The organism is Aeromonas sp. D3 (assembly GCF_027705025.1).
GTDB classification, from domain to species: Bacteria; Pseudomonadota; Gammaproteobacteria; order Enterobacterales; family Aeromonadaceae; genus Aeromonas; species Aeromonas salmonicida.
This window is the reverse complement of record NZ_JAPDBE010000022.1, coordinates 18,700-44,226: the sequence shown is the minus strand read 5'-3', so window position 1 is coordinate 44,226 and position 25,527 is coordinate 18,700. Positions and strand designations below refer to the sequence as shown.

General features: G+C 60.5%; 20 protein-coding genes and 1 pseudogene. 6 read left to right on the top strand and 15 right to left on the bottom strand.

Features of this window, described 5'->3' with window-relative positions:
- Positions 1-56 precede the first annotated feature (56 nt).
- Positions 57-848, bottom strand: a complete 792-nt coding sequence (locus OKC28_RS13735; protein ID WP_169045781.1) for a transporter substrate-binding domain-containing protein — start codon at positions 846-848, stop codon at positions 57-59.
- 499 nt (positions 849-1,347) lie between these two features.
- Here OKC28_RS13735 and OKC28_RS13730 point away from each other — a divergent pair, with 499 nt between their 5' ends.
- Positions 1,348-2,481, top strand: coding sequence for a GGDEF domain-containing protein (locus OKC28_RS13730; RefSeq protein WP_059112614.1), 1,134 nt, complete (start codon positions 1,348-1,350; stop codon positions 2,479-2,481).
- A gap of 10 nt (positions 2,482-2,491) precedes the next feature.
- Here OKC28_RS13730 and OKC28_RS13725 read toward each other — a convergent pair whose 3' ends face one another.
- The 8 genes and pseudogenes from OKC28_RS13725 to OKC28_RS13690 all read right to left on the bottom strand — a co-directional run bounded on the left by OKC28_RS13725 (position 2,492) and on the right by OKC28_RS13690 (position 11,176).
- Positions 2,492-3,826 (bottom strand): MFS transporter, encoded by a 1,335-nt coding sequence (locus tag OKC28_RS13725; RefSeq protein WP_270689778.1) that lies wholly within the window; start codon positions 3,824-3,826, stop codon positions 2,492-2,494.
- Between the two features lie 27 nt (positions 3,827-3,853).
- Positions 3,854-5,374 carry a signal transduction histidine-protein kinase/phosphatase UhpB gene (gene uhpB, locus OKC28_RS13720; protein WP_096118236.1) on the bottom strand — a complete coding sequence of 507 codons (1,521 nt, stop codon included), beginning with the start codon at positions 5,372-5,374 and terminating at the stop codon, positions 3,854-3,856.
- Positions 5,371-5,961: a transcriptional regulator UhpA gene (gene uhpA, locus OKC28_RS13715; protein WP_021139640.1), complete on the bottom strand. Its 591-nt coding sequence runs from the start codon at positions 5,959-5,961 to the stop codon at positions 5,371-5,373. The genes uhpB and uhpA overlap by 4 nt, the downstream gene beginning before the upstream one ends.
- A gap of 243 nt (positions 5,962-6,204) precedes the next feature.
- Positions 6,205-6,600 carry a nucleoside diphosphate kinase regulator gene (rnk, locus tag OKC28_RS13710; RefSeq protein ID WP_005320129.1) on the bottom strand — a complete coding sequence of 132 codons (396 nt, stop codon included), beginning with the start codon at positions 6,598-6,600 and terminating at the stop codon, positions 6,205-6,207.
- Positions 6,601-6,832: 232 nt separating this feature from the next.
- Positions 6,833-7,595, bottom strand: a pseudogene (locus OKC28_RS13705) (substrate-binding periplasmic protein).
- 41 nt (positions 7,596-7,636) lie between these two features.
- The gene (locus OKC28_RS13700) at positions 7,637-8,323 is read right to left on the bottom strand and encodes a hypothetical protein (protein ID WP_034523860.1); all 687 of its coding nucleotides are present in this window, start codon (positions 8,321-8,323) and stop codon (positions 7,637-7,639) included.
- Between the two features lie 58 nt (positions 8,324-8,381).
- Complete coding sequence (locus OKC28_RS13695) at positions 8,382-9,773, bottom strand: alkaline phosphatase (protein WP_270689774.1); 1,392 nt, start codon at positions 9,771-9,773, stop codon at positions 8,382-8,384.
- Between the two features lie 11 nt (positions 9,774-9,784).
- Positions 9,785-11,176: an alkaline phosphatase gene (locus OKC28_RS13690; RefSeq protein ID WP_034523856.1), complete on the bottom strand. Its 1,392-nt coding sequence runs from the start codon at positions 11,174-11,176 to the stop codon at positions 9,785-9,787.
- A gap of 334 nt (positions 11,177-11,510) precedes the next feature.
- Here OKC28_RS13690 and ylqF point away from each other — a divergent pair, with 334 nt between their 5' ends.
- On the top strand, positions 11,511-12,461 hold the full coding sequence (gene ylqF, locus OKC28_RS13685) for a ribosome biogenesis GTPase YlqF (RefSeq protein ID WP_270689771.1): 951 nt from the start codon (positions 11,511-11,513) through the stop codon (positions 12,459-12,461).
- A 123-nt stretch (positions 12,462-12,584) separates the two neighbouring features.
- Here ylqF and OKC28_RS13680 read toward each other — a convergent pair whose 3' ends face one another.
- The 3 genes from OKC28_RS13680 to dinG all read right to left on the bottom strand — a co-directional run bounded on the left by OKC28_RS13680 (position 12,585) and on the right by dinG (position 16,485).
- Positions 12,585-13,514: a histone deacetylase family protein gene (locus OKC28_RS13680; RefSeq protein WP_270689769.1), complete on the bottom strand. Its 930-nt coding sequence runs from the start codon at positions 13,512-13,514 to the stop codon at positions 12,585-12,587.
- Positions 13,515-13,578: 64 nt separating this feature from the next.
- Positions 13,579-14,238, bottom strand: a complete 660-nt coding sequence (locus OKC28_RS13675) for a YccT family protein (RefSeq protein WP_270689767.1) — start codon at positions 14,236-14,238, stop codon at positions 13,579-13,581.
- A gap of 174 nt (positions 14,239-14,412) precedes the next feature.
- Positions 14,413-16,485, bottom strand: a complete 2,073-nt coding sequence (gene dinG / locus OKC28_RS13670) for an ATP-dependent DNA helicase DinG (RefSeq protein WP_256684406.1) — start codon at positions 16,483-16,485, stop codon at positions 14,413-14,415.
- A gap of 383 nt (positions 16,486-16,868) precedes the next feature.
- On the opposite strand from dinG, the gene OKC28_RS13665 reads away from it, so the two are divergent.
- The 3 genes from OKC28_RS13665 (at position 16,869) to OKC28_RS13655 (ending at position 20,461) form a co-directional block, all read left to right on the top strand.
- A complete protein-coding gene (locus OKC28_RS13665; protein WP_077095399.1) occupies positions 16,869-17,942 on the top strand; it encodes a porin in 1,074 nt (357 codons plus the stop codon).
- A 213-nt stretch (positions 17,943-18,155) separates the two neighbouring features.
- Positions 18,156-19,097 (top strand): hypothetical protein, encoded by a 942-nt coding sequence (locus OKC28_RS13660; RefSeq protein ID WP_270689763.1) that lies wholly within the window; start codon positions 18,156-18,158, stop codon positions 19,095-19,097.
- 173 nt (positions 19,098-19,270) lie between these two features.
- Positions 19,271-20,461 (top strand): amino acid aminotransferase, encoded by a 1,191-nt coding sequence (locus OKC28_RS13655; protein WP_270689761.1) that lies wholly within the window; start codon positions 19,271-19,273, stop codon positions 20,459-20,461.
- 88 nt (positions 20,462-20,549) lie between these two features.
- Here the strand turns inward: OKC28_RS13655 and OKC28_RS13650 are convergent, their stop codons facing one another.
- The 3 genes from OKC28_RS13650 to OKC28_RS13640 all read right to left on the bottom strand — a co-directional run bounded on the left by OKC28_RS13650 (position 20,550) and on the right by OKC28_RS13640 (position 23,216).
- Entirely contained in the window at positions 20,550-22,061 is a 1,512-nt protein-coding gene (locus tag OKC28_RS13650) for a helicase HerA-like domain-containing protein (protein ID WP_270689759.1), read from the bottom strand.
- A 160-nt stretch (positions 22,062-22,221) separates the two neighbouring features.
- Positions 22,222-22,707 carry a DUF2062 domain-containing protein gene (locus OKC28_RS13645; protein ID WP_270689757.1) on the bottom strand — a complete coding sequence of 162 codons (486 nt, stop codon included), beginning with the start codon at positions 22,705-22,707 and terminating at the stop codon, positions 22,222-22,224.
- Positions 22,704-23,216, bottom strand: coding sequence for a DUF2062 domain-containing protein (locus tag OKC28_RS13640; RefSeq protein WP_021139626.1), 513 nt, complete (start codon positions 23,214-23,216; stop codon positions 22,704-22,706). Before OKC28_RS13640 ends, OKC28_RS13645 begins: the two co-directional genes overlap by 4 nt.
- 27 nt (positions 23,217-23,243) lie before the next feature.
- Between OKC28_RS13640 and OKC28_RS13635 the strand changes: the two genes are divergently transcribed.
- Positions 23,244-25,445, top strand: coding sequence for a DNA internalization-related competence protein ComEC/Rec2 (locus tag OKC28_RS13635; protein ID WP_270689754.1), 2,202 nt, complete (start codon positions 23,244-23,246; stop codon positions 25,443-25,445).
- Positions 25,446-25,527: the final 82 nt, after the last annotated feature.

The window sequence follows — 25,527 nt, the reverse complement described above, 5'->3', positions numbered from 1 at the left end:
TTGTAGTTATTGTGTGGGGATCTGCGTGAAGGGGCGGCAGGCCGCCCCTTGCGAGGTTACTTGAGCTGGTTCAGCCAGGCGTTGGATTCGAACCACTTCTTGTAGAGGCGGTCGTAGCTGCCATCGCCCTTGATCTGGCGCAGATAGTTGTTGAACCAGTTGAGGGTGTCCTGATCACCCTTGCGGATGGCCCAGGCCAGGGGTTCGAAGGTGAACGGCTTGTCCAGGTGCACAACGGCACCGGTATTCTGGGAAGCGAAGATGGCGTTGTAGGGCAGGTCGTAGACGAAGGCGTCAACCTTGCCGTTGATCACTTCCAGCTTGGCGTCATCCTGGGTTTCAAACTGCAGCAGGGTCGCTTTGGGGATCAGACGTTTGACCGCCTGCTCGCCTGTGGTGCCGAGCTTGACCGCGATTTTGTACTTGGGATCGTTCAAATCGCTGAAGGATTTGATCTCGCCGGCCTTGTCCTTGCGCAGCACTATGGTCTGGCCCACGACTATGTAGGGATCGGCAAAGTTGACCCTCAGGTTGCGCTGGGGGGTGACTGTCATGCCGCCCATGATGACGTCGAACTTGTCGGTCAGCAGCGCAGGTATGATGCCATCCCAGGCGGTGTTGACGAACTCCACCTTGACGCCCATCTCCTTGGCGACCATCTTGGCGAGATCCACGTCAAAGCCGATGTACTGGCCCTGCTTGTTGGTCATTTCAAAGGGTTGATAGCCGGCGTCGAAACCGACTCTCAGCACGCCGCGATCGAGCACGGCATCCAGGGTGGAGGCAGGGGCGGCGGCGTTGGCGAGCCCGCACAGCAGCAAGGTAGAGAGAATGAATTTTTTGATCATAAGTGACGTCTCTGTCGGTGGTGTGTTCGGCCTTGAACCTGATCCCGTGCGACTCCGTGGCACAAGAGACTGCTGCATCCGGCAACAGGCAAGACAGGATTATTGTCTTGGTTGAGGCAAAAGCCCCATATGAGATTCCATTTCCTGTGTGCTGAGTGAAAAATGTACCAAATTCCGATTGTGCCAGATGACTCAACAGGTTAGTGACGCTTTTCCCCCGTGACTGCACTCATAAAATCACACGAAAACAACATATCTATCTAATGGGGCGGGTTCAAGTCCAAAATGCCAGCGGGACACTTTGTTACATCCGGCCTCGTCATCGGCAGTGCCAAACGTTACTCACTTTCTCAACTGCGATGGAATTGGGATTCCAATGGAGCATTTTTAGCGGATTTTTATGCAATACGTGAACTTTTATTGAGGATTTAGTCAGACACCACTGGGTCTTGTTTTGCGCTTCAAATATACTCAGTTACCTTCGTTTAGTGGCACGGGTATGGACGCCTCAATACTGCTCAAGCTGGATGTATTCACCCTCATGGTCATGGCCTTGGGTGGCTACAGCCTCGGTTTTATCACCCTCTCCATCATATGGTTGACCCACAGGGAGATCCCCGGACTCGGATTCTGGTGGTGGTCGAGCCTGTGCGCCCTGGCGGCCCAGAGTCTCTTCTCCCTGCAGGCTTTCATGCCCAATCTGGCGGGGATCTGGCTGGCCAATCTGCTGATCACCGTCTGTATCGCCCTGATGCCGCTGGCACTGCAGCGCTTCTTCGGCAAGCCGCTCAGCTGGGGTGCCAGCGCGCTGTTCATGCTGGTCTATGTGCTGATCCTGAGCTGGAGCATCTTGTTCAACGACCATATGGCGCCCCGGGTATTGCTGGCCTGTCTGAGCTACATGGTTTTGGGGGCCGTGATCGTCTTTCTCATCTGGCGACACGGCTATCCCGCCTACCTGCCGGCTGTGCTGGTGTTCACCGTGGTCAATATCCTGCTTTATGGCTTCAACCTGATGCGGATGGGCTTCCTGCTGGAAGGGGATGCCAGGGTGCTGATGGATCAGAGCGGGGTCAACGTGCTGCCCTTTCTCTCCATGTTGATGGGCAGTTACCTCTCCACCTTCGGGGTGCTGCTGCTCTGCACCCAGTACCGGGCCCTGGCCCTGCGTCAGCAGGCCAGCCATGACTCACTGACAGGTCTGTTGAACCGGCGCGGTTTCATGGAGCAGATGGGAGCTCGGCGGATTGGCGAGTTCGGCGCGCTGGCCGTACTGGATCTGGATGACTTCAAGCAGGTCAATGATCGTCATGGCCACGAGATAGGGGACAGGGTGCTGGAGGCGGTCGGCGCCTATCTCGGCGCTCAACCTGAGCTGGTGGCCAGCCGTTTTGGTGGGGAAGAATTCGTCTTGTTGCTGCCCGGAGAGGATGAACAAGCCCAGCAGGCACGCTGCGAACGGATATTGCAAGATCTGGCGGCGCTGGATCTGAGCGGGATCCGCATCACGGTCAGCATGGGGCTGGCGCGCTGCCAGCACGACTGGCATTTCGATACCCTGTTCAGCCAGGCCGATAGCGCCCTTTATCAGGCCAAGCGAGAGGGCAAGAACCGCATCTGCCGACTGGCCTGAAGGGACTGGCTCATGCTGCTTCTGCGGCGAGAGGGCGTGGTGCCTGGGCCTTGAGGAAGGGGAGCAGCAACAGGGCCGAGACCCCTGCCGCAACCGAGATCACCACGAAGAAGCCGTTCCAGTGCCAGATCTCCATCACCTTGGCCAGCGGATAGCCCGACAGCGCCGCCCCCATGTAGGCAAACAGGCCGACGAAGCCGGTGGCGGCCCCCGCCGAGTTTTTATGGGAGCACTCGGCTGCCGCCATGCCGATCAGCATCTGGGGGCCGAACACGAAGAAACCTATGGTGAAGAAACAGGCTGCCTGCATCACATAGCTGAAGAAGGGCATCAGCCACAGCGACCCCACCGCCAGCAGTATCCCCACCGCGAAGATGAGGTTCATCGGCCCGCGATTGCCGTTGAACAGCTTGTCCGATCCCCAGCCCGCCACCAGGGCACCGATAAAGCCCCCCACCTCGAACATCGAGATAGCCGAGTTGGCGCTCATCAGATTGAAGCCGCGCAGCTCCGTCATGTAGAGATTGCCCCAGTCATTGATGGCGGTGCGCACCACATAGACCAGCACGTAGCAGCAGGCAAGCAGCCAGATGTAGGGATTGCCAAGCACGTATTTGCGCAAGATCTGGCGATGGGATAGGCCGGCATCCTGAGTCTGCTGGGCCAGCTCCATGGCATCCTGGCGCCACTCCCCGACCGTGGGCAGCCCCATGGCGCTCGGGGTATCTCGCAGTCGCCAGCACAAGAACAGCCCGGCCAGAATGGCGATGACGCCGGGCACTATCATGCCGTAGCGCCAGCCGTGCTGCAGAGCTATGGTGCTGACGATAAGGGGAATGAGCGCCCCACCCACGTTGTGGGCCGTGTTCCAGACCGACCACCAGACGCCCCGCTCGCTGCGGGAATACCAGCTGGTGAGCAGCTTGGAGCAGGGGGGCCAGCCCCAGCCCTGAAAGAAGGCGTTGGCGACCCAGAGTGCCGCGAACAGCCAGAGGGATGACGACAGGCCGAACAGTATGTTGATGACACCGGTGGCCATCAGCCCCAGCCCCATGAAGTAGCGGGGGTTGGCCCGGTCGCTGATGATGCCGGAGAAGAACTTGGAGCAGCCGTAGGTGATGTAGAACAGGGTCCACAAGATGCCGATGTCGGACTTGTCCAGCATGCCGTCCGCCAGCATGTCCGGCATGGCGAAGTTGAAGCTCTTGCGGGTGAAATAGAAGACAGCGTAGCCCAGGTACATGGTCAGCAGAATATGCAGTCGCCAGTGACGGTAGCTGGCATCGATCTCGGCCTGATCACGGATGAGCGGCAGTGGCGGTGCGCTCCTCATAAAGCTCAACATAAGACGGTCTTCTCCCGGGATGGCGCGTCAGTCACGGGGATCTTCCCGTTTGCGATTGGGCAGGTGTACGGTCAGCTGGGTGCCGTGGATGCAGGAGAGCTGCAGGCTGCCACCGAGTGCCTGCACTCGTTCGCGAATACCGAGCAGGCCATAACCCTGGGGAGATCTGTGCTCCGGCAAGCCGCAGCCGTCGTCTTCCAGCAACAGCAGCAAACGCTCGGCCTGGCGATGGGCCCGAATGGTGACCGAGCTGGCGTTGGCATGCTTCACCACGTTGTTGAGCCCCTCCTGACAGACCCGGAACAGGGTGACCCGCTGGGCGTCGGAGAGCCCTTCGTCCGTCAGCTGCCACTCGAGCCGGGTGACGATGCCGTGGCGTTCCAGCTCCAGCTCCCGCAGCAGGCCGCGCACCGCCTGCTCCAGACTCATGTCGTCGAGCTGGCGGGGGCGCAGGCGGCCGAGCAGGCCGCGCACCGCATCATAAATACCCAGGGAGAGCGTCTCGATGAGGGCGCTGCTCTGGCCGACCCCGGCATTGTCCGGCGCGAGACGCCGTACTATGCCGGCCTGGGTGCGAATAGCCGTGATGGTCTGGCCTATGTCATCGTGCAGCTCGCGGGCCACTTCCTTGCGGATGCTCTCCTCGGTTTCCAGCAACCGCTCTGTGAGTTGACGGTTATGGGCGAGCTGGCGGGTCAGTGCCTGATTGAGCTCACGCTGGCGCTGGATGCCGGCCCCCAGCAGCAGGCCGGTCAGGCTCTGGGCCAGCAGGGAGAGCAGCAGATCCAGCGGGTGTTCGTGCCAGGCCTGCCCTGCCATCAGGGCGACCGTGTTCATCAGGGTGGCGAGCAGGGCCCCCTGCCAGCCGTAGCGCCAGGCCATGGCCATGATGGGAATGGCCAGACAAAACGGGGTGAAGCGCACCAGCGAGTCCGGCAGGCCGAGCTGCAACCAGAGGCTCAATACAAACAGCAGCAGATACCAGACCAGATGGCGAAAACGCCAGTCCACCGGTTGATCCACCAGAGCGGGTCCCAGCGGCACCCAGGTAGCACGGGTGAGGTAGTGCCAGATCAGCATGCAGGTGGAGGTGAGGGTCAGGCCGCCGGTCAGGGTGAGCAGCAGGGCGGTGAGGCCATCTTCCCCGGCCAGATGCCAGAGCAGGGATTGCAGCAGCGCCGCCACCGTCACGGTGGCTAGCAATACCAGCAGTTGTTGCCAGTCGTTGCGCACCTGCTGGCGGCGGGCGATGAGCAGTGGCAGCAGGGTGAGCAGGCTACCCGCCTGAACAAGTGGCCAGGATGGCAGGCCGACTTCGCTGTCGAGCCAGTAGAGCAGCAGGGATTCACTGAGCAGCAGCGGCGGCCAGTAGGCGATCGGGCTTTGCAGCAAGAGGCCCAGGCGAAGACCAAACGGGAACAGCAGTACTGCCAGTATGGGGGACCCCGCCAGATGCAGGCTGATGCTCCACAGGCAAAACCAGCCCGCGGCAAAGATGAAGCAGGCCGCCAGCGAGATGGCGACATAGCTGGCAAACCGGGAGATCACCAGCTGTCCAGCATGCGGTGGGCCAGCTCCACGTTGTTGCTGACTTTCAGTTTGTCCATCAGGTTGGCGCGGTGCACGTGGACCGTCTTGGGGGAGAGTCCCAGCTGCTCGGCGATGGCCTTCACTTCCAGCCCCCGCGCCAGCAGCTGCGCCACTTCCCGCTCCCGGTTGGTGAGGGGATCCTGACTGTTGCAGGCCAGCTTGTGGGCTATGTCCGGGGTCAGGTAGCAGCCACCGTGGGCGGCGGTGCGCACAGCGGCGATCAGCTCGTCCGGGCTGCAGCGCTTGGAGAGAAAGCCCTTGGCGCCGGCCTGCAACGCCTGCTCGATCAGCGCCGGGCTGTCGTGCACCGACAACATCACCACGGCAAGGCCGGAAGGCAGTCGCTTGAGCAGGTCCAGTCCGGATTGATCCGGCATTGAGATGTCGCACACGCACAGCTGCACGCCGCTGCCCGGCAAACCGGCCAGGGCGTCGGCGGCGCAGCCGAATTCGGCCACCACCTTGAGGTCTGGCTCGAGATTGAGCAGTTGGGCAAAGCCGGAGCGGACGATCTGGTGATCGTCGATGAGGGCAATCTTTATCATGATGTCAGCCTGAAATCTGCGGCCAGGGTGCTGGCGCGGCCAACAAGATACCTGCCGCTTTGCCCGGGCTCAAGGGGAAGCACAAATTGTGGTCAAGATAGGGGCGGATCCCGCCCTAAAGCTTGATCGGGATCAGGGGAGGGGATAGCTCAGAGTCAAGGGGTGACCGGAAGCGGACAAGAGCAAGCGCCGCCGCCGAAGGCGGTCGGGTCGGCGCCTGCCCCTGCCCGTGTTGGCAGCTAGCTAGCGGTGCAGCTCGCCCGCCCGCTCCGGTTGGTAGACCACTTCCAGGATCTCGACCTGGATGGTGCGACCGGCGGGGCCCGGCCAGGCGATGCTGTCGCCCACCTTCAGCCCCAGCAGGGCGCTGCCGACTGGTGCCAGCACGGAGATCCTGGACTCATCCCCCTGCACATCCTTTGGATAGACCAGGGTCAGGCAAAATTCGTTTTCGCTGTTTTGCATCTTGAAGCGCACAGTGCTGTTCATGGTGACCACGTCCGGCGGCATGTCGGCCGGTTCGCGCATCTCGGCGCGATCCAGCTCCTCTTGCAGTGCCAGGTGTTGGGGGTGGTTGCCGAGCAACTGTTCGATACGATCCAGGTCCAGGCTGGAAATCACAAGATTAGGCTTTTGCATAAGATATTCCTTATCAATGGGTTATATGACCAGGATGGCAGGCAAGCTGGTCGCAAAAAGAGTATTGGATACGAAAAAACAGATCGGGAAGGCGATGCCCCCGAACGACTCGCTGTCAGGGGCGAGGGCGGGGGCTCAACGGAGTGTGAGCTGGCTTGGAAAAATCTTGAACGCTTTCATGGGGATACCATAACCATTCTGGACTGCTTTGGCAATTATCCTGATAGGGTTGTCAGGGGGCCTGATAATCGTACTGCTTGAGGATGCGGGCCAGGCTGCCATCGTCGTGCATGGCCAGAATGGTTGTGCGCCAACGCAGCGCGTCGGCAGGGGCTGGCGGCAAGATAGAGGGTGCTCTCTTGCAGGGTATCGCCACGCACCAGATCCGTCAGTGGCAAGCCCGCCTGCTGCTGGTTGTAACGGGCAGTATTCCAGGCAACGGCCCAGCCCTGAATGCGGTTTCGGGCCAGCTTGTTGGCATTGCTGACCTCGTCGGTGACCGGGTCCTGCTTCACCCGACCAAGCGGCTGGAGCAGGTTCTGACCGTGGGAGCCACGCATCACCCCTATGGTCAGGCCGGGCAATGTTTTGACAGTGAGTGGCGCCGGGTGGAATTGACGATGGCCCACCAGCACGAAGGCTTCGTCCAGCAGGGGGGCAATCCAGAGAAACAGGGGTTCACGCTGGGGGGTTCTGGCCGGTGGCAGCAGCAACACATCCTGGCGATGGCGGGTCTGGCTCAGGGCGCGTGCCAGCGGCATCAGCTCTACGGTCAAGGGCTCCTTGAGGCGGCGGGCTGCTTCTTCCAGTACCTCTATGGCCATGCCGCTCGGGGCTCCCTGGTTGGAGCGAATGACATAAGGGGGGATCTCGGCAGCAAGCACCACGACGGCGTGGGCCTGAGCGCCAGCGAAGAGGGCGGTGCAGAGCAGCAGGAGCAAAACGGGAATGCGCATAAGAGGCCGGATCCGGGATGAGTACACAGAGTGTAACATCCCGTTACCGCAAGTCAGCTCACCCCATTCAGGGGACAGGATCAGTCGAAGAAGTCCCGCAGATCCAGAGTCTGATAACCGTCCAGTTGCAGCCAGGGCAACTGCTTTGGCAAGGATTTGAGGGTGACCTCCATCCGGTAGCTGCGATAACCGTCCAGGCTGGCGGATTCCACCACCAGGGGTATCTGCCATCGGCTCGACCAGAGGATGCGGGTGCGCTGTTTGCCCTCGCGTTTTTCATACCAGCGTGCCTGCTCGGGAGCCACCTCATCGAGCGGGGTCATCTCTTGCAACAGGGCCGGGTTGATGAGGTAGCGGATCCGTTCCCAATCCGGTTTGAAGGCCACCTGACCATACTCTTCCACCGGCACCTCCACCAACTGGTTGTGCCAGGCGTCGGCGTAGCGCAGTTGCAGCTCACCGCGCGTGTCGCGGGTCACCCAGCGCGCCGCCATCTGGTGGGTAAAGTGTTTGTGGCCAGGGGTAGCATCGTGGGTGGCGTGATAGGCACGGGCCAGGGGCAGGGGGATCAATCGCTGGCTCCATACCTGGTTGTCGACCCGTATCCACTTTTCCTGCCAATGGTTCTCCCGGGCTATGCCATCGCTGCTGGTGACCCTGTCCTGATAGCTGATCCGGGCGGCGAGATCCGGGGGCGTGTCATCGGCATGGACATGAAAAGAGAAGGTGCTGCCGAGCAGCAATAAAGGAAGCAAGCATCGCATCATCATCTGTCGCTCGAAAGAGCCGGGGCCCGGGCTCAGGATGAACCTGGGCCCCCGCTGCTTACAGGCCGAGCGCCTCCCGCAGTTTGCCGAACACCTTGGTATTGTCCAGGGTGCCCTTGAAACGGTTGCTGCCGGCGCCATCGGCGAACAGCATGACGTCACCGCCACCGTGGGTCTCGGAGCCCAGCTTGACCCCTGTCTCCTGCAGGTAGTCGTTACCCATCACCTCGTCGCTGGTGAGGGTCGGGCGCACATCGGGGCGGTTGGGCCCGTTGCCAAACACCAGGGTCGTGAAGGGTTTGCCATCCACGTCGTTCTGGGTCGAGCCATCACCGTTCTTGACCAGATCCAGCACAGGGTTGCCCTTGGCGGAGTAGCCGTTGATGGTCATGGTGTGGTCATGGTCGGCAGTCACTACGACCAGCGTATCTTTTAGATCCACCTTGCCCAGCGCCGTCTTGACCGCTTCATCCAGTGCCACCGCATCGGTGAGGGCACGCTTGGCGTTGGTGCCATGCAGGGCGTGATCGATACGGCCTCCTTCCACCATCAGGAAGTAACCCTGACTGTTCTGGCTCAAGAGATCGATCGCCTTGGCGGTCATTTCGGCCAGGGACGGCTGGGTATTGGCATCCCCCTTGGCGACGCGGTCCAGCTCGTAGTCGAGGTGGGATTTGGTGCTGAACAGACCCAGCACCTTGCCGCTGCTGACCTTGGCCAGCTCGCTCTGGGTGGTGACATAGTTGTATCCCTGAGCGGCCAGCTCGGCGGTGAGATCCCGACCATCGGCGCGGCCACCTTTATTGCTGGCGCTGTAAGGGGTCCAGTGATTGGCACCGCCCCCCATCAGCACATCGACCCCATCCCCGAGGGCGGTGTTGAAGCCGGCGCCGCCCGGCACCGCCTGTTCGGCGATGGCATAGGCCGCATCCCTGTGACAGATGTGGGAATAGGTGGCCGCCGGGGTGGCATGGGTCAGCTCGGTGGTGGTAACGGCGCCAACCGACTTGCCCGCCGCCTTGGCCAGCTCCAGTATGGTGGGCGCCGGCTTGCCGTTGTCGGCGGTGCAGTTGTTGATGCCCTTGTTGCCGTTGGCATCCTTGCCGGGCGCCACGGCCAGGGTGTCGCTGCTCATGGCGATCACCTCGTTGTTCATCTTGACACCCGTGGTGTAGGCCGCCATGGAGGGGGCCGAATCCGTGGTTTGGGCATCGTTGGAGAAGGTCTTGATGCGGGCGCTGCGTGGCAGCTTCATCATCTCCAGGTTGCCCTCTTCCCCCACCTTGAACAGTCGGGTGGCGGTGAGCACTGTGGGGCCCATGCCATCACCGATAAAGAGAATGACGTTTTTGGCGTCACCGGCCTGGGCCTGGGTGGTTGCGCCCAGCGCACTGAACAGGGCGGCGCAGACCAGCGTGTGCTTGATGGATGTATTCATCTGTTTGCTCATGAAAGTGCTCCTTACAGCTTGGCTGCAGCCTTGACCTTGCCAAAGACGGCCGTGTTATCGAGAGAGCCGTGGAAGCTGTCCGCTCCCTGGCCGATGGCGCCGAGGAAGACGTCGGTACCGCCGTGGGTTTCGTTGCCAATGTCGCCGACCTTGACCACGACCTCCTGGTGATAGTCGTTGGCGGAGACGGTGGCATCGTCCAGCGGTGCCACGCTGCTGCGCGGGCCATCCACCCGGTTGTAGCCGTTGCCAAAGCCGATGATGGTGTAAGGCATGCCATCGGCATCCTTGCTGGGTTCACCGGTTTGGTAGTTCTTCACCAGCCCGAGCACACCCGGGTTGCCTGTGGTGGTCTTGCCGGTGCGTTTGGCATAGCCGTTGAGCACGAGCGTATGGTCATGGTCGGCGGTGACCACTATCAGGGTGTTCTTCAGCTCGGGGTCGGTTTTTTTCACCTCATCGATGGCGGCCTTGATGGCATTGTCGAAGGCGAGGGTATCTTGCAAGGCACGCTTGGCGTTGGTGTCGTGCAGGGCGTGATCGATGCGGCCCCCTTCCACCATCAGGAAGTAACCCTTCTCCTTGTCCTTGAGCTGCTTGATGGCGGCCAGCGTCATCTGGGCCAGTGAAGGCTCATCGGCCGGGCGGTCCAGTTCATATTTCATGTGGCTCGAACCGAACAGTCCCAGCAGCGGCTTGCCCGCCTCGGCCTTGTTCAACTCGCTCAGGTTGCTGGCAAACTGGTAGCCCTTGGCCTGCATCTCGCTGATGAGATTGCGGCCATCCTCCCGCTTGCCCTTGTCGGCTTTTGGCAGGAAGAAGCCGCTGCCACCGCCGAGCACCACATCCAACCCCTCTTTCAGGGCGCCGTTGTAACCGGCGCCGCCCGGCACCAGCTGGACGGCGATGTCATTTTCCAGATCCCGGTTGCAGATATGGGCATAGGTGGCAGCCGGTGTGGCGTGAGTGACCCGGGTGCTGGTGACGACACCGGTACCGCGGCCGTCGGCCTTGGCCAGCTCCAGCAGTGTGGTGACCGGCTTGCCGGCACTCTTGCTGCAGTCGCTTTCATAGGTGGCATCGCCGTCCATGCTGATGACGCCGTTGTTGCTCTTGACCCCTGTCATGTAGGCCGCCATGGAAGGAGCGGAATCTGTGACCTGGGCATCGTGGGAGAAGGTCTTGATAAAGGCCGTCTCTGGCAGGGTATCCATGGTCAGATCACCCTCTTCGCCGACACCGTAGATGCGGGCCGCCGTCAGGGTATTGAGGCCCATGCCGTCACCGAGAAAGAAGATGACGTTTCTGGCGCTGGGGTCGGGTGTGGTGCTGTCGTTGTTGGAGTTGCAGCCGGCAGCCAGGGCGGCGCCGATCATCAATGCAAGTCCTGCCATTTTTCTCATTGGGGTTCGCTCCTTGTAAAACCTGAGCGCAGCCTAGAGGCAGGAGATGACACTTTTACTGACTATTGGTGACGGTTGTGTGAACAGATGAACTAAATGTTACAATATATCAATACGTTATGTGTCAATTGCTGAGGGAGACAGGTGCAGGGCCGCCATCCTTCTCCCTTCATGGCGGCGTGGTGGTTTTATGGCCTGATGGCTAGAATGACCTGTCAAATCGGGGCGCCAGCAGGTAAAATGCGCCCCCTTGCGACGCCTGACGTCTGCCATCGCCCGCCGCTCGTTCCATAGCAAGCCAGCGCCCGCAGCCCCTATTTAGAGAGTAACGGATATGTCCATCAACTGGTTCCCCGGCCACATGCACAAGGCCCGCAAAGAGATTGCCGAGGTCATGCCACAGGTCGATGTCATCATAGAGATGCTCGATGCCCGCATCCCCTTCTCCAGCGAAAACCCGCTGGTGCCCGAGTTGCGTGGCGATACCCCTGTTATCAAGGTGCTGAACAAGGCGGATCTCGCCGACCCCGAGATCACGGCGCTGTGGGTGGCCCACATGGAAAAGGAGAAAGGGATCAAGGCCCTGCCGCTGACCCAGCAGGAGCCCGAGAAGATCAGGCAGCTGCTGACCCTGTGCCACGAGATGCTGCCGGAGCGCAATCTGGAGCTGCGCGGCGTGCGGGCCATGATCATGGGGATCCCCAACGTGGGCAAATCCACCCTGATCAATACCCTGGCGGGTCGCATCATAGCCCGGACGGGCAACGAGGCAGGGGTGACCAAGTCCCAGCAGCGGATCAAGCTCGACAATAACGTCGTCCTGACAGATACCCCCGGCTTCCTCTGGCCCAAGCTCAACCCGCCCTCCGGCGGTTATCGTCTGGCGGTCACGGCGGCCATCAAGGACACGGTATTTGACTATGCCGACATTGCCATGTTCGCTGCTGACTATTTTATCAAGGCGTACCCAGAGCGGATCAAGGCGCGTTACCAGATAGCTGAACTGCCCGAGACCGAGATCGAGCTGCTGGAGATGATCGCCCGCCAGCGCGCCTTCATGCGCAAAGGCGGCCTGGCCGACCTGCACAAGGCGTCAGAAATACTGGTGAACGAGTTCCGCTCCGGCCTGCTGGGCCGCATCTCGCTGGAAACTCCCGAGATGGTGAGTGTCGAGATAGTCGCAGCCGAAGAGGACGCGGCGCAAAAGGCCAAGGAGAAGGCCGAGCGGGAAGATGAGCGTCAGGCGCGCGCCCGTCGCAAGTACGCCAGGAAGCGTCAAAAGTAGGTTCAACGTTATCCCGCCAAGGCAGGTTTGCGAAGTGTGAGCGGACTGTTTGACGCCTGTGTGGTCGAGGTAAAGAGACAAGATAATAAAGAAGAGGCGACCCAAGGGGTCGCCTCTTCTTTATTATGAATCCGGGTACACGGCAGGCATGCTGGTTTGGCCAAAGCGCTTGTGCGCCTCCTCAAACAGCGTCATGTGCAGCGGGATCAGCCGTTGCCACTCCCGACGGTAACCACCACCGGGCACAGCGGCGACAGGCAGCCCATGCTTGATTGCACAGTCAAATACCATGGCATCGCGCTGGCGAATGCCTTCATCACTCAAGGCCAGATAGCCGAGCTCGTCGGCATGGTGCACATCGACCCCGGCCTGATAGAGAACGAGGTCGGGATTGTACAGGCGCAGCGCCAGAGTGAGTGCCTGCGCCAGGGTGTCGAGATAGGCATCGTCCTGCATGCCGCTTGGCAGGGCAAAGTCCAGATGGGAGGCCGGCTTGTGGCGGGGAAAGTTGTGCTCCCCGTGCAGCGACAGCGTGATGATGTCACGCCGCCCGGCACAAAGGGCGGCGCTGCCATCCCCCTGATGGACATCGAGGTCCACGATCAGCACCTGATCGCAGCGCCCCTCGTCCAGGCAGGTTTGCGCAGCAATCACCAGATCGTTGAACAGACAAAAACCGCTGCCGTGAGCCCGGTGGGCGTGGTGATAGCCGCCGGATATCTGCAGTCCGCAGCCCTGTTCGAGAGCGTGGCGGCTGGCGGCCAGGGTAGCCCCGACCGAGAGCAGGGTGCGCTCGATGAGCCGTGGCGACCAGGGAAAACCGAGCTGGCGGATGGCGTTATCGTCAAGCTGGCCTGCAAGTGCGGCACTCACATAGTCACTGTCGTGAACCCGGTCGATCTGCGCTCGGGTTGCGGCTTGTGTCTCCTGGAGCGGATAGCCCCGGGTGCTGAGCGTCTGAAACAGGGCCTGGTATTTTGCCAGGGGAAAGCGATGGCGTTCTGGCAGCGCCAGAGAGGAGTAATAAGGGTGATGGAAAATGCGCAGTGACATGGGTGTCAGACCGGATAGGGTATGAAAAAGGGGAGCCAGGCTCCCCTTTTTGCACGATACGGCATTACTGCTGCTGGATAACCCAGATCTGGAAGGCTTTGCGGGTTTCCGCGTCGGCCTTGTTGTACCAGCTCTGCAGCTGGGTCAGGGCTTCCGGATTGCTCTGAGCCTTGTTCGGGGCAACTTGTACCGGCGCGCTGGCGGCGGCCATGACGGCGGCGGTGGAGACGGCGACTGTGGTCGGCTGGTTGAAGGCCTTGCCCATGCCCAGCAGCTCTTGCTGATAGTCACGGGTCAGCTGGAAGCCTTCGACCTTTGGCATCACGAACTGCTCGCTGGCAACGATTTGGCCGCTGTTCTTGTCTTTCAGAACGACTTTTTGATCCTTCACAAACTGCTTGGCTTCGCTTTCGTTGCGCGGCTTCTTGAAGTCCAGTACCAGTTTCTGGTTGTCGGCTGCGGTGAAGTTGATCACCAGCGGCTCGGCTGTCACCAGTTTGATGTCGCTACGGCTGGAGTAGTTGCCTTCGAAGGCGACGACCAGTTGATGATCACCCGCCTTGATGGGGTAGGTGTTGCTCTTGTCGAGCAGCTTGGGATTGATGGGTTGGCCATCGATCAACTGGGCAACATAAGGATTGGTGACTTCCAATTGGGCATCGGCCAGGGCACTACCTGCCCACAAAAGACCAGCCAGAGCCGGCACCAGAACAGTCAGTTTCATTTCATCTCCTTGAACAGTCAGGCGATTGCCCACTGAAAAACAGGGGCTCATTTTTACAGGTTTGCCCAAGGGCGGCAATAGGCGTTTATGGTGCCTCATATTTACCTGGCTGCTGACTTTTCTATGAAACAGTGGTCATGCCAGTGGGCCATGCTGGCCAGTTCAGAGCTGGCCCTATTCAATCCGGCGGCTGAAGGGGGGCAATGCATCGAGCAGTCCCTTGCCATAGCGCTTGGTCAGCAGACGCCTGTCGAGGATGGTGACCCGGCCCCGATCCGCCTCTTTGCGAATGAGGCGGCCGCAGGCTTGGATCAGCTTGCGAGAGGCTTCTGGTACCGTCAGTTGCAGGAAGGGGTTGCCACCCCGTTTCTCTACCCACTCGGCGGTGGCCTCTTCCACTGGCGAGTTGGGCACCGCAAACGGCAGCTTGGTGATCACCAGGTTGGTGAGGTAGTGGCCGGGCAAGTCCAGCCCTTCCGAGAAGCTGCCGGTGCCAAATAGAATGCTGGGCTGACCGCCATCGCATTTTTGTTTGTGCAGGGTGAGCAGGGCATTGCGGGATGCCTCACCCTGTACCAGCAAGGAGAGTCCCTTGGCCCTTAGCCCTGCCACTACTTCGTTCATCTGCCGATAGGAGGAAAAGAGCACCAGGCTTGCCTCCTTGCCTGCCAGTATGCGGGGCAGCACGCTGATGAGCTCCTCGGTAAAGGCGGGGGAGCTGGGCTCATGTTCCATCTTGGGCAGATAGAGCTCGGCTTTTTGGTAGTCAAACGGGGAGCGCAGGCGCAGATAACGGGTGCCGTCATGCTCTTTCAGTCCCACCTGATGGCGAAAATAGCTGAAAGAGGAGAGGGCTGTGAGGGTGGCTGACACCAGCACGGCGCCGAGGCACTTGGACCAGAGCCACTCTTCCAGCAGATAACCCACCTCTATGGGGGAGGCGTGCAACCAGATGTCGCCATCATCGCTCTTGGCCATCCAGCGAGCGAGCGGTGTCTTGCCCTCGGGCACATGGCGCCCCAGCATTTCCCACAGAGCGCAGAAACTCTCCAGCCGCTGCAGGTGAAAACCGCTCTCCGCCAGCAGGGGCTCGGCCTCCTTGCGACGGATTTCGCCGTCCTTGAGCGCCTCGCCGATGGCACCCTGCATCCTGTCCAGCGCCCGCAGCGCCTTCTTGCTCGCCTCCTTCAGGTTTTCCGCCAGCATGGGCAGGGGATCGGGCAGCACCCCCTCGGCAAACCTGTGGTGCTGCTCGGTGCCAAACAGCTGATCGTTGCCGGCGAGCCACTGCTCCAGCGCCTTGAGATCCGGTTGCAGGGAGGCCAGGGCATCCTGCAGCTTGAGCTGGGGGTCGAGCAAGCTCTCCTTGTTCAGTGCCCTGGCCAGCTTGCCGGCGCTCTGCACCAGCTTTTCCAGCCAGCGGCGAGACCCCTTGATGCTGGCCGAGGCGGCGCCGTGATCCCGGGCTATGGTCGGCAGGTGGTGGGCCTCATCCAGCACATAGATACACTCGTCCGGTGGCGGCAATATGATGCCGCCGCCCATGGTGAGGTCGGAGAGCAGCAGGGCATGGTTGACCACCAGCACATCGGCGGCGTCCATGTCATTCCTGGCACGGTGGAAGGGGCAGTGCTGGTGGTGGCTCAGCGCCTTGTTGCAGCTGTGGCGATCGGCGGCGATGCGATCCCAGCACAGATCCGGAATCGGCTTGGGCCAGTTGTCCCTGTCCCCGTCCCACTTCCCCTCGGTGTAGGCCTGCCACAGCGCCTGATAGCGCTCCTTGTCAGAATCTGACGGCTTGTGTTTGCTCAAGCTGCCGAAATCGAGTTCGAAATTGGCCATATCGGCGCCGCTTGCCGCTTGTTCAAGCAGATGTTCGCAGCAGTAACGCTGGCGCCCCTTGACCAGCATGAAGCGAAACGGCAGCTCGCTGTGGCGATGGTAGAAGGGCAGGTCCTTGTGGATCAACTGCTCCTGCAGGGCGACGGTGGCGGTGGAGATCACCAGCTTCTTCTGGGTGAGCCGCGCCACCGGGATGGCGCCCTGGGCATAGGAGAGGGACTTGCCGATGCCGGTGCCCGCTTCGGCCACCAGGATGCGGCGACTCTTTTCATACTCTCCGGTGAGGGTCTTGGCGATTTCGGCCACCAGAAAATTCTGCTCCTTGCGCGGCACAAAACCGGGTAAACCATCGGCAATCTGTCGATAGGTATTGCGAATGGTGGCTTTGAGGCGAGTCGATAGCATGAATGGGGTGTGACCGTGTCTGGGATGAATGGTCACAGGATACCCGCAACAGGCGGCCTGGGTCGAGGCAAGGTGAGGCAGGGGTTATGGGCCGGGATCCGCACTTATGTCATGGGGTGGATTGTGCGTGCAATAAACCACCAAAAAAGGGCGTTTCAGGCAGCGCGTATCGCTGTAAACGTTTTCCCTGAGAGGGCAAACAATATGGGATTCAGCTCACAATTTTTTCCCTATGACTATGGTTTTCTCAAAAAGTTCCAAGTTTTTTCATTGCGGATTGCAAAACCCGGTGCTAGTCTCGGGCCCCATAGTGATGCAAAGAACATCGCTAACACAGGGAATAACAACAACTTAGTGTTTAATTACAGTAGGCATTGGAAACTATGAAAAAGACAATTCTGGCTATTGCTATCCCGGCTCTGTTTGCATCCGCAGCTAACGCTGCCGTAATCTATGACAAAGACGGTACCACCTTCGACATCTACGGTCGTGTACATGCCCAGTACTTCGGCGAGTACGACTCCTACGATGCAGACGCAGATTCTTACTCCAAGAATGATGGTGAGCTGACCACCTATGCCCGTCTGGGCTGGTCCGGCAAAATGGCTCTGAATGACACCTGGTCTGGCGTTGCCAAAACTGAGTGGCAACTGGCCTCCGAAAACTCCTATGGCAGCGATAAGCGTGAGCTGAAGGCTCGTCACATCTATGCTGGCTTCGATGGTTCCCAGTATGGCCAGTTCCTGTTTGGTCAGACAGAAACTGCTTTCTACAATGCAACCGTCGCCAAGACCGATATCTTCAACGACTACGGTGACATGGCCAACGTCTATGATGGTCGTCAAGAAGGTCAGGCTATCTATAACGGTCAGTGGAACGGTTTTGGCCTGAAGGGTGGCTACATCACCAACAACGGCAGCTATGATGCGAACTACGCTGGCTGGTCTGGTGTTGAAGGTAAAATGGACCACGGCTACACCCTGGGCGCAACCTATGACTTCGACTTTGGTCTGGGTCTGGCAGCAGGTTACGAGTCCAAGAGCTTCGAAGATGCCTCCACCCTCACCATCACTTCCGAAAACGGTACTTTCAGCCGTGCTGATCTGACCGACAAGAATGACTGGGCTGTTGCCGCAAGCTACACCTATCAGGGTTTCTACTTCGCTGCCCTGTATAACGAATCCACCTACAAGTTCGACGGCTTCAACGATGCCAAGGCGCGTGGCTACGAGCTGGCTGCTTCCTACAACGTAGACGCCTGGACCTTCCTGGCTGGCTACAACTTCGCTGAAGCGAAAGTGGAAGGTGTAACTTCTTACGAAGACACCGTAGATTTCACCTCCATGGGTGTTGAATACGCCTTCAACTCCAAGCTGAAAGCTTACACCGAATACAAAATCCAAGGCCTGAGTCAGCAAGATGACGAGTGGACTGTTGGTATGCAATACAACTTCTAATCACGCTTCCCTCTCGTAGGGAACGTTGAAAGAGTTGATGAAACGGCCAAGCTTGCTTGGCCGTTTTGTTTTATCTGCCTTTCACCTTATTCCCTCCGCCGTTTGGCCCTGCGCCAGGTCACGTTGTCTCTTTTCCGCCCTTGGCTCCTTAGTCGTAAATCGCTAGATTATTCAATTCGTTGAAAGATGGTCTGCCGACAGGGAAGGATGCGTGTGATCGATTTCAGTCACCCCGAGTGGCGAGCGCTGGCTCAGCAGTTGCTGGATGAGGCGCCCCAGGTTATCCGCGGTCGCCAGTGGCAGCCCCTCATCGGCATGCTCAAGGACAATCAGCTGCTGCTCCCCCTTGGCAATCACCGCTATGAGCTGACCCCGGCCGGACGGCGCTATCTCACCCGTGAGCTGATGCTGGCCGAGCTGGCCTGTGCTCCCCCCGAACCCGAGGAGTGGCTCCATGCCCGGGGTTGGCAACTGGGGGAGCGGGTCAACGAGCGGGTGCTGGCGGCGCTCTATCGCAAGGGGGAGGCGAGCTTCAGTCCGGTCGAGCAGATCAACTTCGAAGACAAGGGGATACGGCTCTGTGCCGATCAGCTGCTGCGTCTGCGGGCGCCTGTGCCTTTCAGCCTGTTTTTCAGCGGCGGCACTCTGCTCGATGCAGCGCCCTGGTTGCAGGCGCTGGGGGAAGTGGCTGTGCCGGAGCGCACACTGGCTGACCTTGGCAAGATACTGTGGGGGGAGGGGGAGATTGAGCGGGTGATCACCACCGACAGTGTCGGTGCCTTTGCTGAGCTAAGCCTTTGTGCAGGAACCCTGCTGGTTTGGGCGCCCGCCACTGCCCAGCTCGCCTTGCAGCAAATGGTGGCGGCGTTGCCGCCCAAGGTACAGTGGAGCCACCTCACCTCCCTCGATCCTGCCGGAGTGGATCGGGTATTGGCACTGGCCCAGCGGCTCGGTCGTCCTGCCAGCTGGTGGTTGCCAACCGGCTTGCCCCCCATCATGGCAGCCTATGCCCAGCCGCTGACCGATTCCCGCCCCTGGGAACCGAGCCGCATCCCCAGACCTTTGTTAGCAGTTTGTAGCGGTTTGGTTGAGTCCAATGGTGGCTTGTCTGCCGAGGTGTGCGCCCTGGCGCCAGCATGGCATGCCATCGGTTGATATTGCCGCAGATGCCGTTGAGAAAGCGGTTTTCCCCCATTGAGCGCAGTGATATAAAGAGTTGACGAAGCGCTCGTCAAACGGGCGCTTTTGTCTGCCACGTTTTTGCGTGCGACAGACGGTTTGCCAACACGCTTTGCCACCAACGAACTCAACGGAATACAGGGAATACCATGTTTGAAAAGGTTGTTGCCGCCCCAGCGGATCCGATCCTGGGCCTGACCGAAGCCTTCCGCGCTGACTCTCGCAGCCACAAGATCAATCTGGGGGTCGGGATCTACAAGGATGAGACCGGAGCTACTCCAATCCTTCACTGTGTCAAGAAAGCAGAACAGAAGCTGCTGACCGACGAGAAGACCAAGAACTACCTCGGTATTGAAGGCAATATCGAATATGGCCGCATAGTGCAGCAACTGCTGTTCGGGCAGAGTTCCGCATTGGTTGCCAGCGGTCGTGCCAAGACAGCCCAGGCGCCGGGCGGTACCGGTGCCCTGCGCATCGCCGCCGAGTTCGTGGTGCGCAACGGTCTGGCCAAGACCATCTGGATCTCCGATCCCACCTGGGCCAACCATGTGAGCGTGTTCCAGGCCGCTGGCCTCTCCGTCAAGTGGTACAAGTACTATGATGCCGCCACCAAGGGGCTCGACTTTGCCGCCATGCAGGCCTCGCTGGCCGAGGTTCAGCCAGGTGAACTGGTGCTGCTGCACGGCTGCTGCCACAACCCGACCGGTATCGACCCCACCTGCGATCAGTGGCGCGCCCTGGCCAAGCAGAGCGCCGCCGCTGGCTGGTTGCCGCTGTTTGACTTCGCCTATCAGGGCTTTGCTCGTGGTATTGAAGAAGATGCCGAAGGTCTGCGCATCTTTGCCGAGTGCCATGACGAGTTGCTGGTGGCGAGCTCTTTCTCCAAAAACTTCGGCCTCTACAACGAGCGGGTCGGCGCCTTCACTCTGGTCAGCGCGAGCAAAGAGATTGCCGATGTGGCCTTTACCCAGGTCAAGACCGTTATCCGTGCCAACTACTCCAACCCGCCGTCACACGGTGCCGCTGTCGTCACTGCCGTGGTGAGTGATCCGGCTCTCTACGCAGAGTGGGTAGAAGAGGTGGCGGCCATGCGGGTGCGCATTCGCGAGATGCGCGAGCTGCTGGTAGAGAAGCTGGCGGCCCTCGGCGTGAGCCAGGATTTCAGCTTTATCCGCGAGCAGAACGGCATGTTCTCCTTCTCCGGTCTCTCCAAGGATCAGGTTGAACAGCTCAAGAGCGAGTTTGCCATCTACATCGTCGGTTCAGGCCGGATCAGCGTGGCCGGGATCACCCGTGCCAACATAGATCCCCTGTGCGAGGCCATCGCCAAGGTGCTGTAAGCGAGCCCTCGTTGTTCGGTGATGTACTCGCTCAGTAAAAAGCCCGCCAGGATCTCTGGCGGGCTTTTTAGTTCCTGCTGTTTGCACCTCAGCGACGTCGCTTGTTGCCTCCCAGCAGAGAGCCGAGCACCCCGCGTACCAGCTGGCGCCCCACTTCGTTGCCTATGGTGCGGGCCACGCTCCTGGCTGCGGTCTGCACCACACCGTCATGCTGGCCTCCGCGCGGGCCTGTGCGGCCAAACAGAATGCCGTTGAGGGTATCGAGCAGACCTCCCGCCGCTGGCAGCGTCTCTGTCGGGTCAGTCAGCGAGCCAGCATTTTCCCTCTTGCCGTTATTGAGCCGCTCGAAGGCTGACTCGCGATCCTCGAGAGTCTCGTATCTGCCATAGAGCAGGGATCCCCGGATCAGGGCAAGTCGCTCTGCCTCGCTCAGTGGCCCGATGCGGCTGGCTGGCGGGGCGATAAAGGCGCGTTCCACTACGCTCGGGCGACCCTTCTCATCAAGCAGGGAGACCAGGGCTTCGCCCACCCCCAGCTCTGTGATGACGCCAGCTGCGTCGAAGGCCGGATTGGCGCGCAAGGTGTTGGCGGCGATCCGCACCGCTTTCTGGTCACTCGGAGTAAAGGCGCGCAGGGCATGCTGCACCCGATTACCCAATTGCCCCAGCACGCTGTCGGGAATATCGGCCGGGTTCTGGGTCACGAAATAGACGCCCACTCCTTTCGAGCGGATGAGGCGCACCACCAGTTCTATTTTTTCCAGCAGCGCCTTGGGGGCATCGTTGAACAGCAGATGGGCTTCGTCGAAGAAGAACACCAGCACGGGTTTGTCCGGATCGCCCACCTCGGGCAATTGCTCGAACAGCTCGGACAGCAGCCAGAGCAGGAAGCAGGCATAGAGGCGGCTGGACTGGGTCAGTTTGCTGGCCGCCAGCACATTGATATGGCCGTGGCCGACCTCGTCGGTTTGCAGCAAGTCCTGAATGTCCAGCATGGGCTCGCCGAAGAAGTGATCGCCACCCGCGCTCTCCAGGGTGAGCAGGTTGCGCAAGATGGCGCCGATGGAGGCGGTCGACACATTGCCGTAGCGAGTGGTCAGGGATTTGGCGTTCTCACCGGTACATTGCACCATGGCGCGCAGGTCTTTCAGATCGAGCAGCAGCAAGCCCTCGTCGTCCGCCACCTTGAATACCAGCTCCAGCACCCCGCTCTGGGTGTCGTTGAGGCCGAGCAAACGGGCCAGCAGCAAGGGACCCATGTCGGAGACGGTGGCGCGCACCGGGTGCCCCTGCTCGGCGAACAGATCCCAGAAGAGGGTCGGGTTGGCGGCAAAGGCGGGGGCTGGGATGTCGAGCAGGGCAAGTCGGGCATCCAGCTTGCTCGACCTGGCACCGGCGGCGCCCAGGCCGCTGAGATCCCCCTTCACATCAGCCAGAAAGACCGGGACTCCCTGGCGGGAGAATCCCTCCGCCAGTACCTGCAGGGTGACTGTTTTACCCGTGCCGGTGGCACCTGTGATGAGACCATGGCGATTGGCCATGGCCGGTAGCAGGGAGAGCGTTTGGCCATTGGCATAGGCCAGTGTCAGTGGTGCGGCCATGGTGGACTCCTTGTCCTGGCAGGTGGTGTGGGGCAGCTAGCTACAAGGAGTGTGGCGGCAGAGCCAAATGATGGCAAGCGGGGGCAGGCAAGGGATAAGGGGAAGCAAGGGGATAGCCCCCTTGTCAGGACAAGCTCTGTCTTGACAAGGGGTTGCCGGGTCAGTGGGGACGGATCAGCTTGCCCAGTTGCAACAACAGTAGCGTCAGCACAGCCCCCAGAATGGCTGTCAGTACCGCCAGCAAGAGGCTGCCGAGCAGGAAAGGGGGCACCAGAGTTGCCGCTTCGTGCTCAAGCCAGTGCAGGGACCAGGTGAGATGGAATGGCTCCGGCGTCTTGTGCAGCACCAGGCAACCGGTGCGGTAGGCATAGAGATACATGAAGGGGAGCGTCACCGGGTTGTTGAACCAGACCGCCAGCAGGGCCAGTGGCAGGTTCAGACTGAACGCCAGCGCCAGAGCGACGGCGATCAGCGAGTGCATGGGGATCGGGAGCCAGCAGGCGAAGATGCCGGCCGCCACGGCGCCGCTCAGGGCGCGACTGCCACCTTGCCACAAGGCAGGTGCCAGCAGGCGATCGCCAAACAGCGCAAACCACTTCTGCTGGCGCAGGGTATCGGGGTCGAGTTTGAGACGGGGCAGCTTCATGCACGGGCCTTGCGGCGGCGCCATTGACGAATGATGCTCAAACGCCACATCAGGCGGATCGTGACATAGCCGAGCACAGAACTCAGCATCGCCAGCGCCAGTGACCCCAGCAGCAGGGGCGGTGCCACGGTTTCAAACACAGAACTCAGCCAGTGCCAGGTAAACTCGATGTCGACATGCTGGGCGGGGTGGCCGAGCAGCAGGCAGCCAACCCGATAGGCGGCATAAAACAGGGGAGGCATGGTAATGGGATTGGTCAGCCAGACCAGGGCGACGGCCAGCGGCAGATTGACCCGGCAGGCGATGGCGCCGCCAGCTGCCAGCAGCATCTGGCAGGGCACGGGGATCCAAGCCATAAAGAGGCCGACCCCGAAGGCGCCAGCGGCGGAACGGCGATTGAGGTGCCAGAGGTTGTTGTCGAGCAACAGGTTACCAAACAGCTGCAAGCGCTTGTTTTCTTTGAGCGTCTTCTGATCCGGCATCCAGCGTTTGATGATTCGTTTGGGCATATTGAAACCTTGCTAAATACTTGCACCATGGATCTGCGCTTGTTGTCGTTTGCCCTGGGGGCAAGCTCCTCGTTACTCTGGCCATGGTTGCCTTCCATCGCATGGGGGGGCGTCATGCTCTGCCTGCTGGTTCCCCTTGCATATTATCGTGCCTGGCGGCTGTTGTTTCTCCTGCTTGGCGTCCTCTGGATGCAGGCCAATCTGTCATATCGACTCGCCTGGTTGGATCAACTGGGAGCGCAGGGGAGCCACATCATAACCGCACGGCTGCAAAGTGCAGAGCCTCAGGGCGATAAATTTGTCCGGCTGCTGTTGCGGGTGACCTCCCTCGACGAGCGAGAGGTGACGCCTGAGCCCCTGATCCGGGTCAACGCCTATCAACAGTTGCCAGCCATGCCGGCGGGCAGCTCAGTGACCCTGGTGACGTCGTTGAAACCGGCCCATGGTCTTGCCAACGAGGCGGGGATGGATGGGCGACGTCTGCTGCTTGGCAAGGGGATCACCGCCACCGGCAACCTGCGCCGGGTCATCGAGATAGACCTTGCTTCCCCGGGATTGCGTGATCGCTGGCTGGCAAAGGCCACCGCCAGTTGGCAGGGATTGGCCCAGGCTCCCTTGCTCGCGGCCCTCACCTTTGGCGAGCGCAGCGGTATCAGCGATGAGCAGTGGGATCTTTTTCGTGGCGGCGGTCTGACTCATATCATCGCCATCTCCGGCCAGCATATCGCATTGGTCGCCGTGCTCGGCTGGTGGCTTGGGCGGCTGTTCGGGCTGAGGGGGGCCATTGTGGTCGCTCTGCTGTTTGCCGCCATTTACAGCTGGCTGGCAGGGTTTGCAGTGGCCACAGAGCGTGCCCTCATCATGGTGCTGGTGTGGAGTCTGTTGCGCTGGAGCAAGCGGGATTGGCCCGCCTATCGGGTCTGGTTGTGGGCGTTTGTGGTGCTTTGCCTGTGGGATCCTTTTGCTCTCTATTCGGCCGGATTCTGGCTCTCGTTTCTGGCGGTCGCCATCTTGCTGCTGGTGGGCTATCTCAATGCCAAGCCACGGTTGTGGCAGCTCCAGTTATGGTTGTTACTCGGTCTGCTACCCCTGCAACTGGCACTGTTCGAGGGCGTAGCGCCATTGGCCATGATGATCAACCTGCTGGCGTTGCCGCTGTTCTGCATTGTCATTATTCCGCTGGCCTTGCTCGGTGTTCTCTGTTCGCTGCTTTCACCCGCAGTGGGCCATGGGCTCTTCTGGGTGGCAGATCTGGGTCTCGGTTGGGTGACGGGCCTGCTCGGCTGGTTGGCTGCCAGATTCCAGCTCTGGTGGCCACTTCCCGGCTGGTGGGTACCGCTGTGCGCCCTGCTGTTATTGCTCTGGCTCGGTTGGCGCTGGTATCAGGCGCGCTGGATCTGGTTGCCAGGTGGTGTCGCTCTGTTATTGGCTTTTTGGCCTGTTTCCGAAAGGTGGCAGTTGCGTGTGCTGGATGTGGGGCAGGGGTTGGCGGTGCTGATCAGCCGAGGTGAGCGGGCCATCCTCTATGATACCGGCGACAGTTATCCCGGTGGCTACAACATGGCGCAAGCGGTGATCTTGCCTGTATTGGGTCATCTGGGGATCAAGCAGCTGGACCAGCTCATTATCAGCCATAAAGACAGGGATCATGCCGGTAATCGCCAACTGCTGCTGAAGGCATTGCCGGTGCGGGGGGAGTTGTCCTCGTTTGCATTCGAGCCGGCAGTCTTGCTATGCGAGCGTGGCCAGCAGTGGCGCTGGCAAGGGCTGACGTTTGCGGTGCTGTGGCCGGAACGCCCGGGGCATGGCCGCAATAACGACAGTTGTGTGGTGCGCATCAGCGATGGCCAACACAGCGTGCTGCTCAGTGGGGATATAGAGCAGCGTGCAGAGCAGCGCCTGGTGTTGCTGGAGGGTGAAGGGCTGGCCAGTACCCTGCTGGTGAGTCCTCATCACGGCAGTCGCACCTCATCCACTGTGCCCTTTGTCGAGGCTGTGGGGGCGGGCTATGTGGTACACAGCGCAGGGTATCTCAATCAGTGGGGTTTTCCTCGCCCCGAAGTGGTTGCCAGGTATGGACAGGCTCGCCAATGGGTGACCGGACAGGATGGCGCCATCCTGATTGAACCCGCGTCTGGCGGGCTCAATATCCGCGCCGAGCGCGACTTGGGACCCTGGTATCGACGAGGTGGCAGCTGGTGGATGCCCAAGCTTTGGCCTGGGCATTAATCCGTCATTTCCCCCTTGGGTTGCGGGTATCGAGATGGCGGCGCCTGGTGGATGCCCAAGCTTTGGCCTGGGCATTAATCCG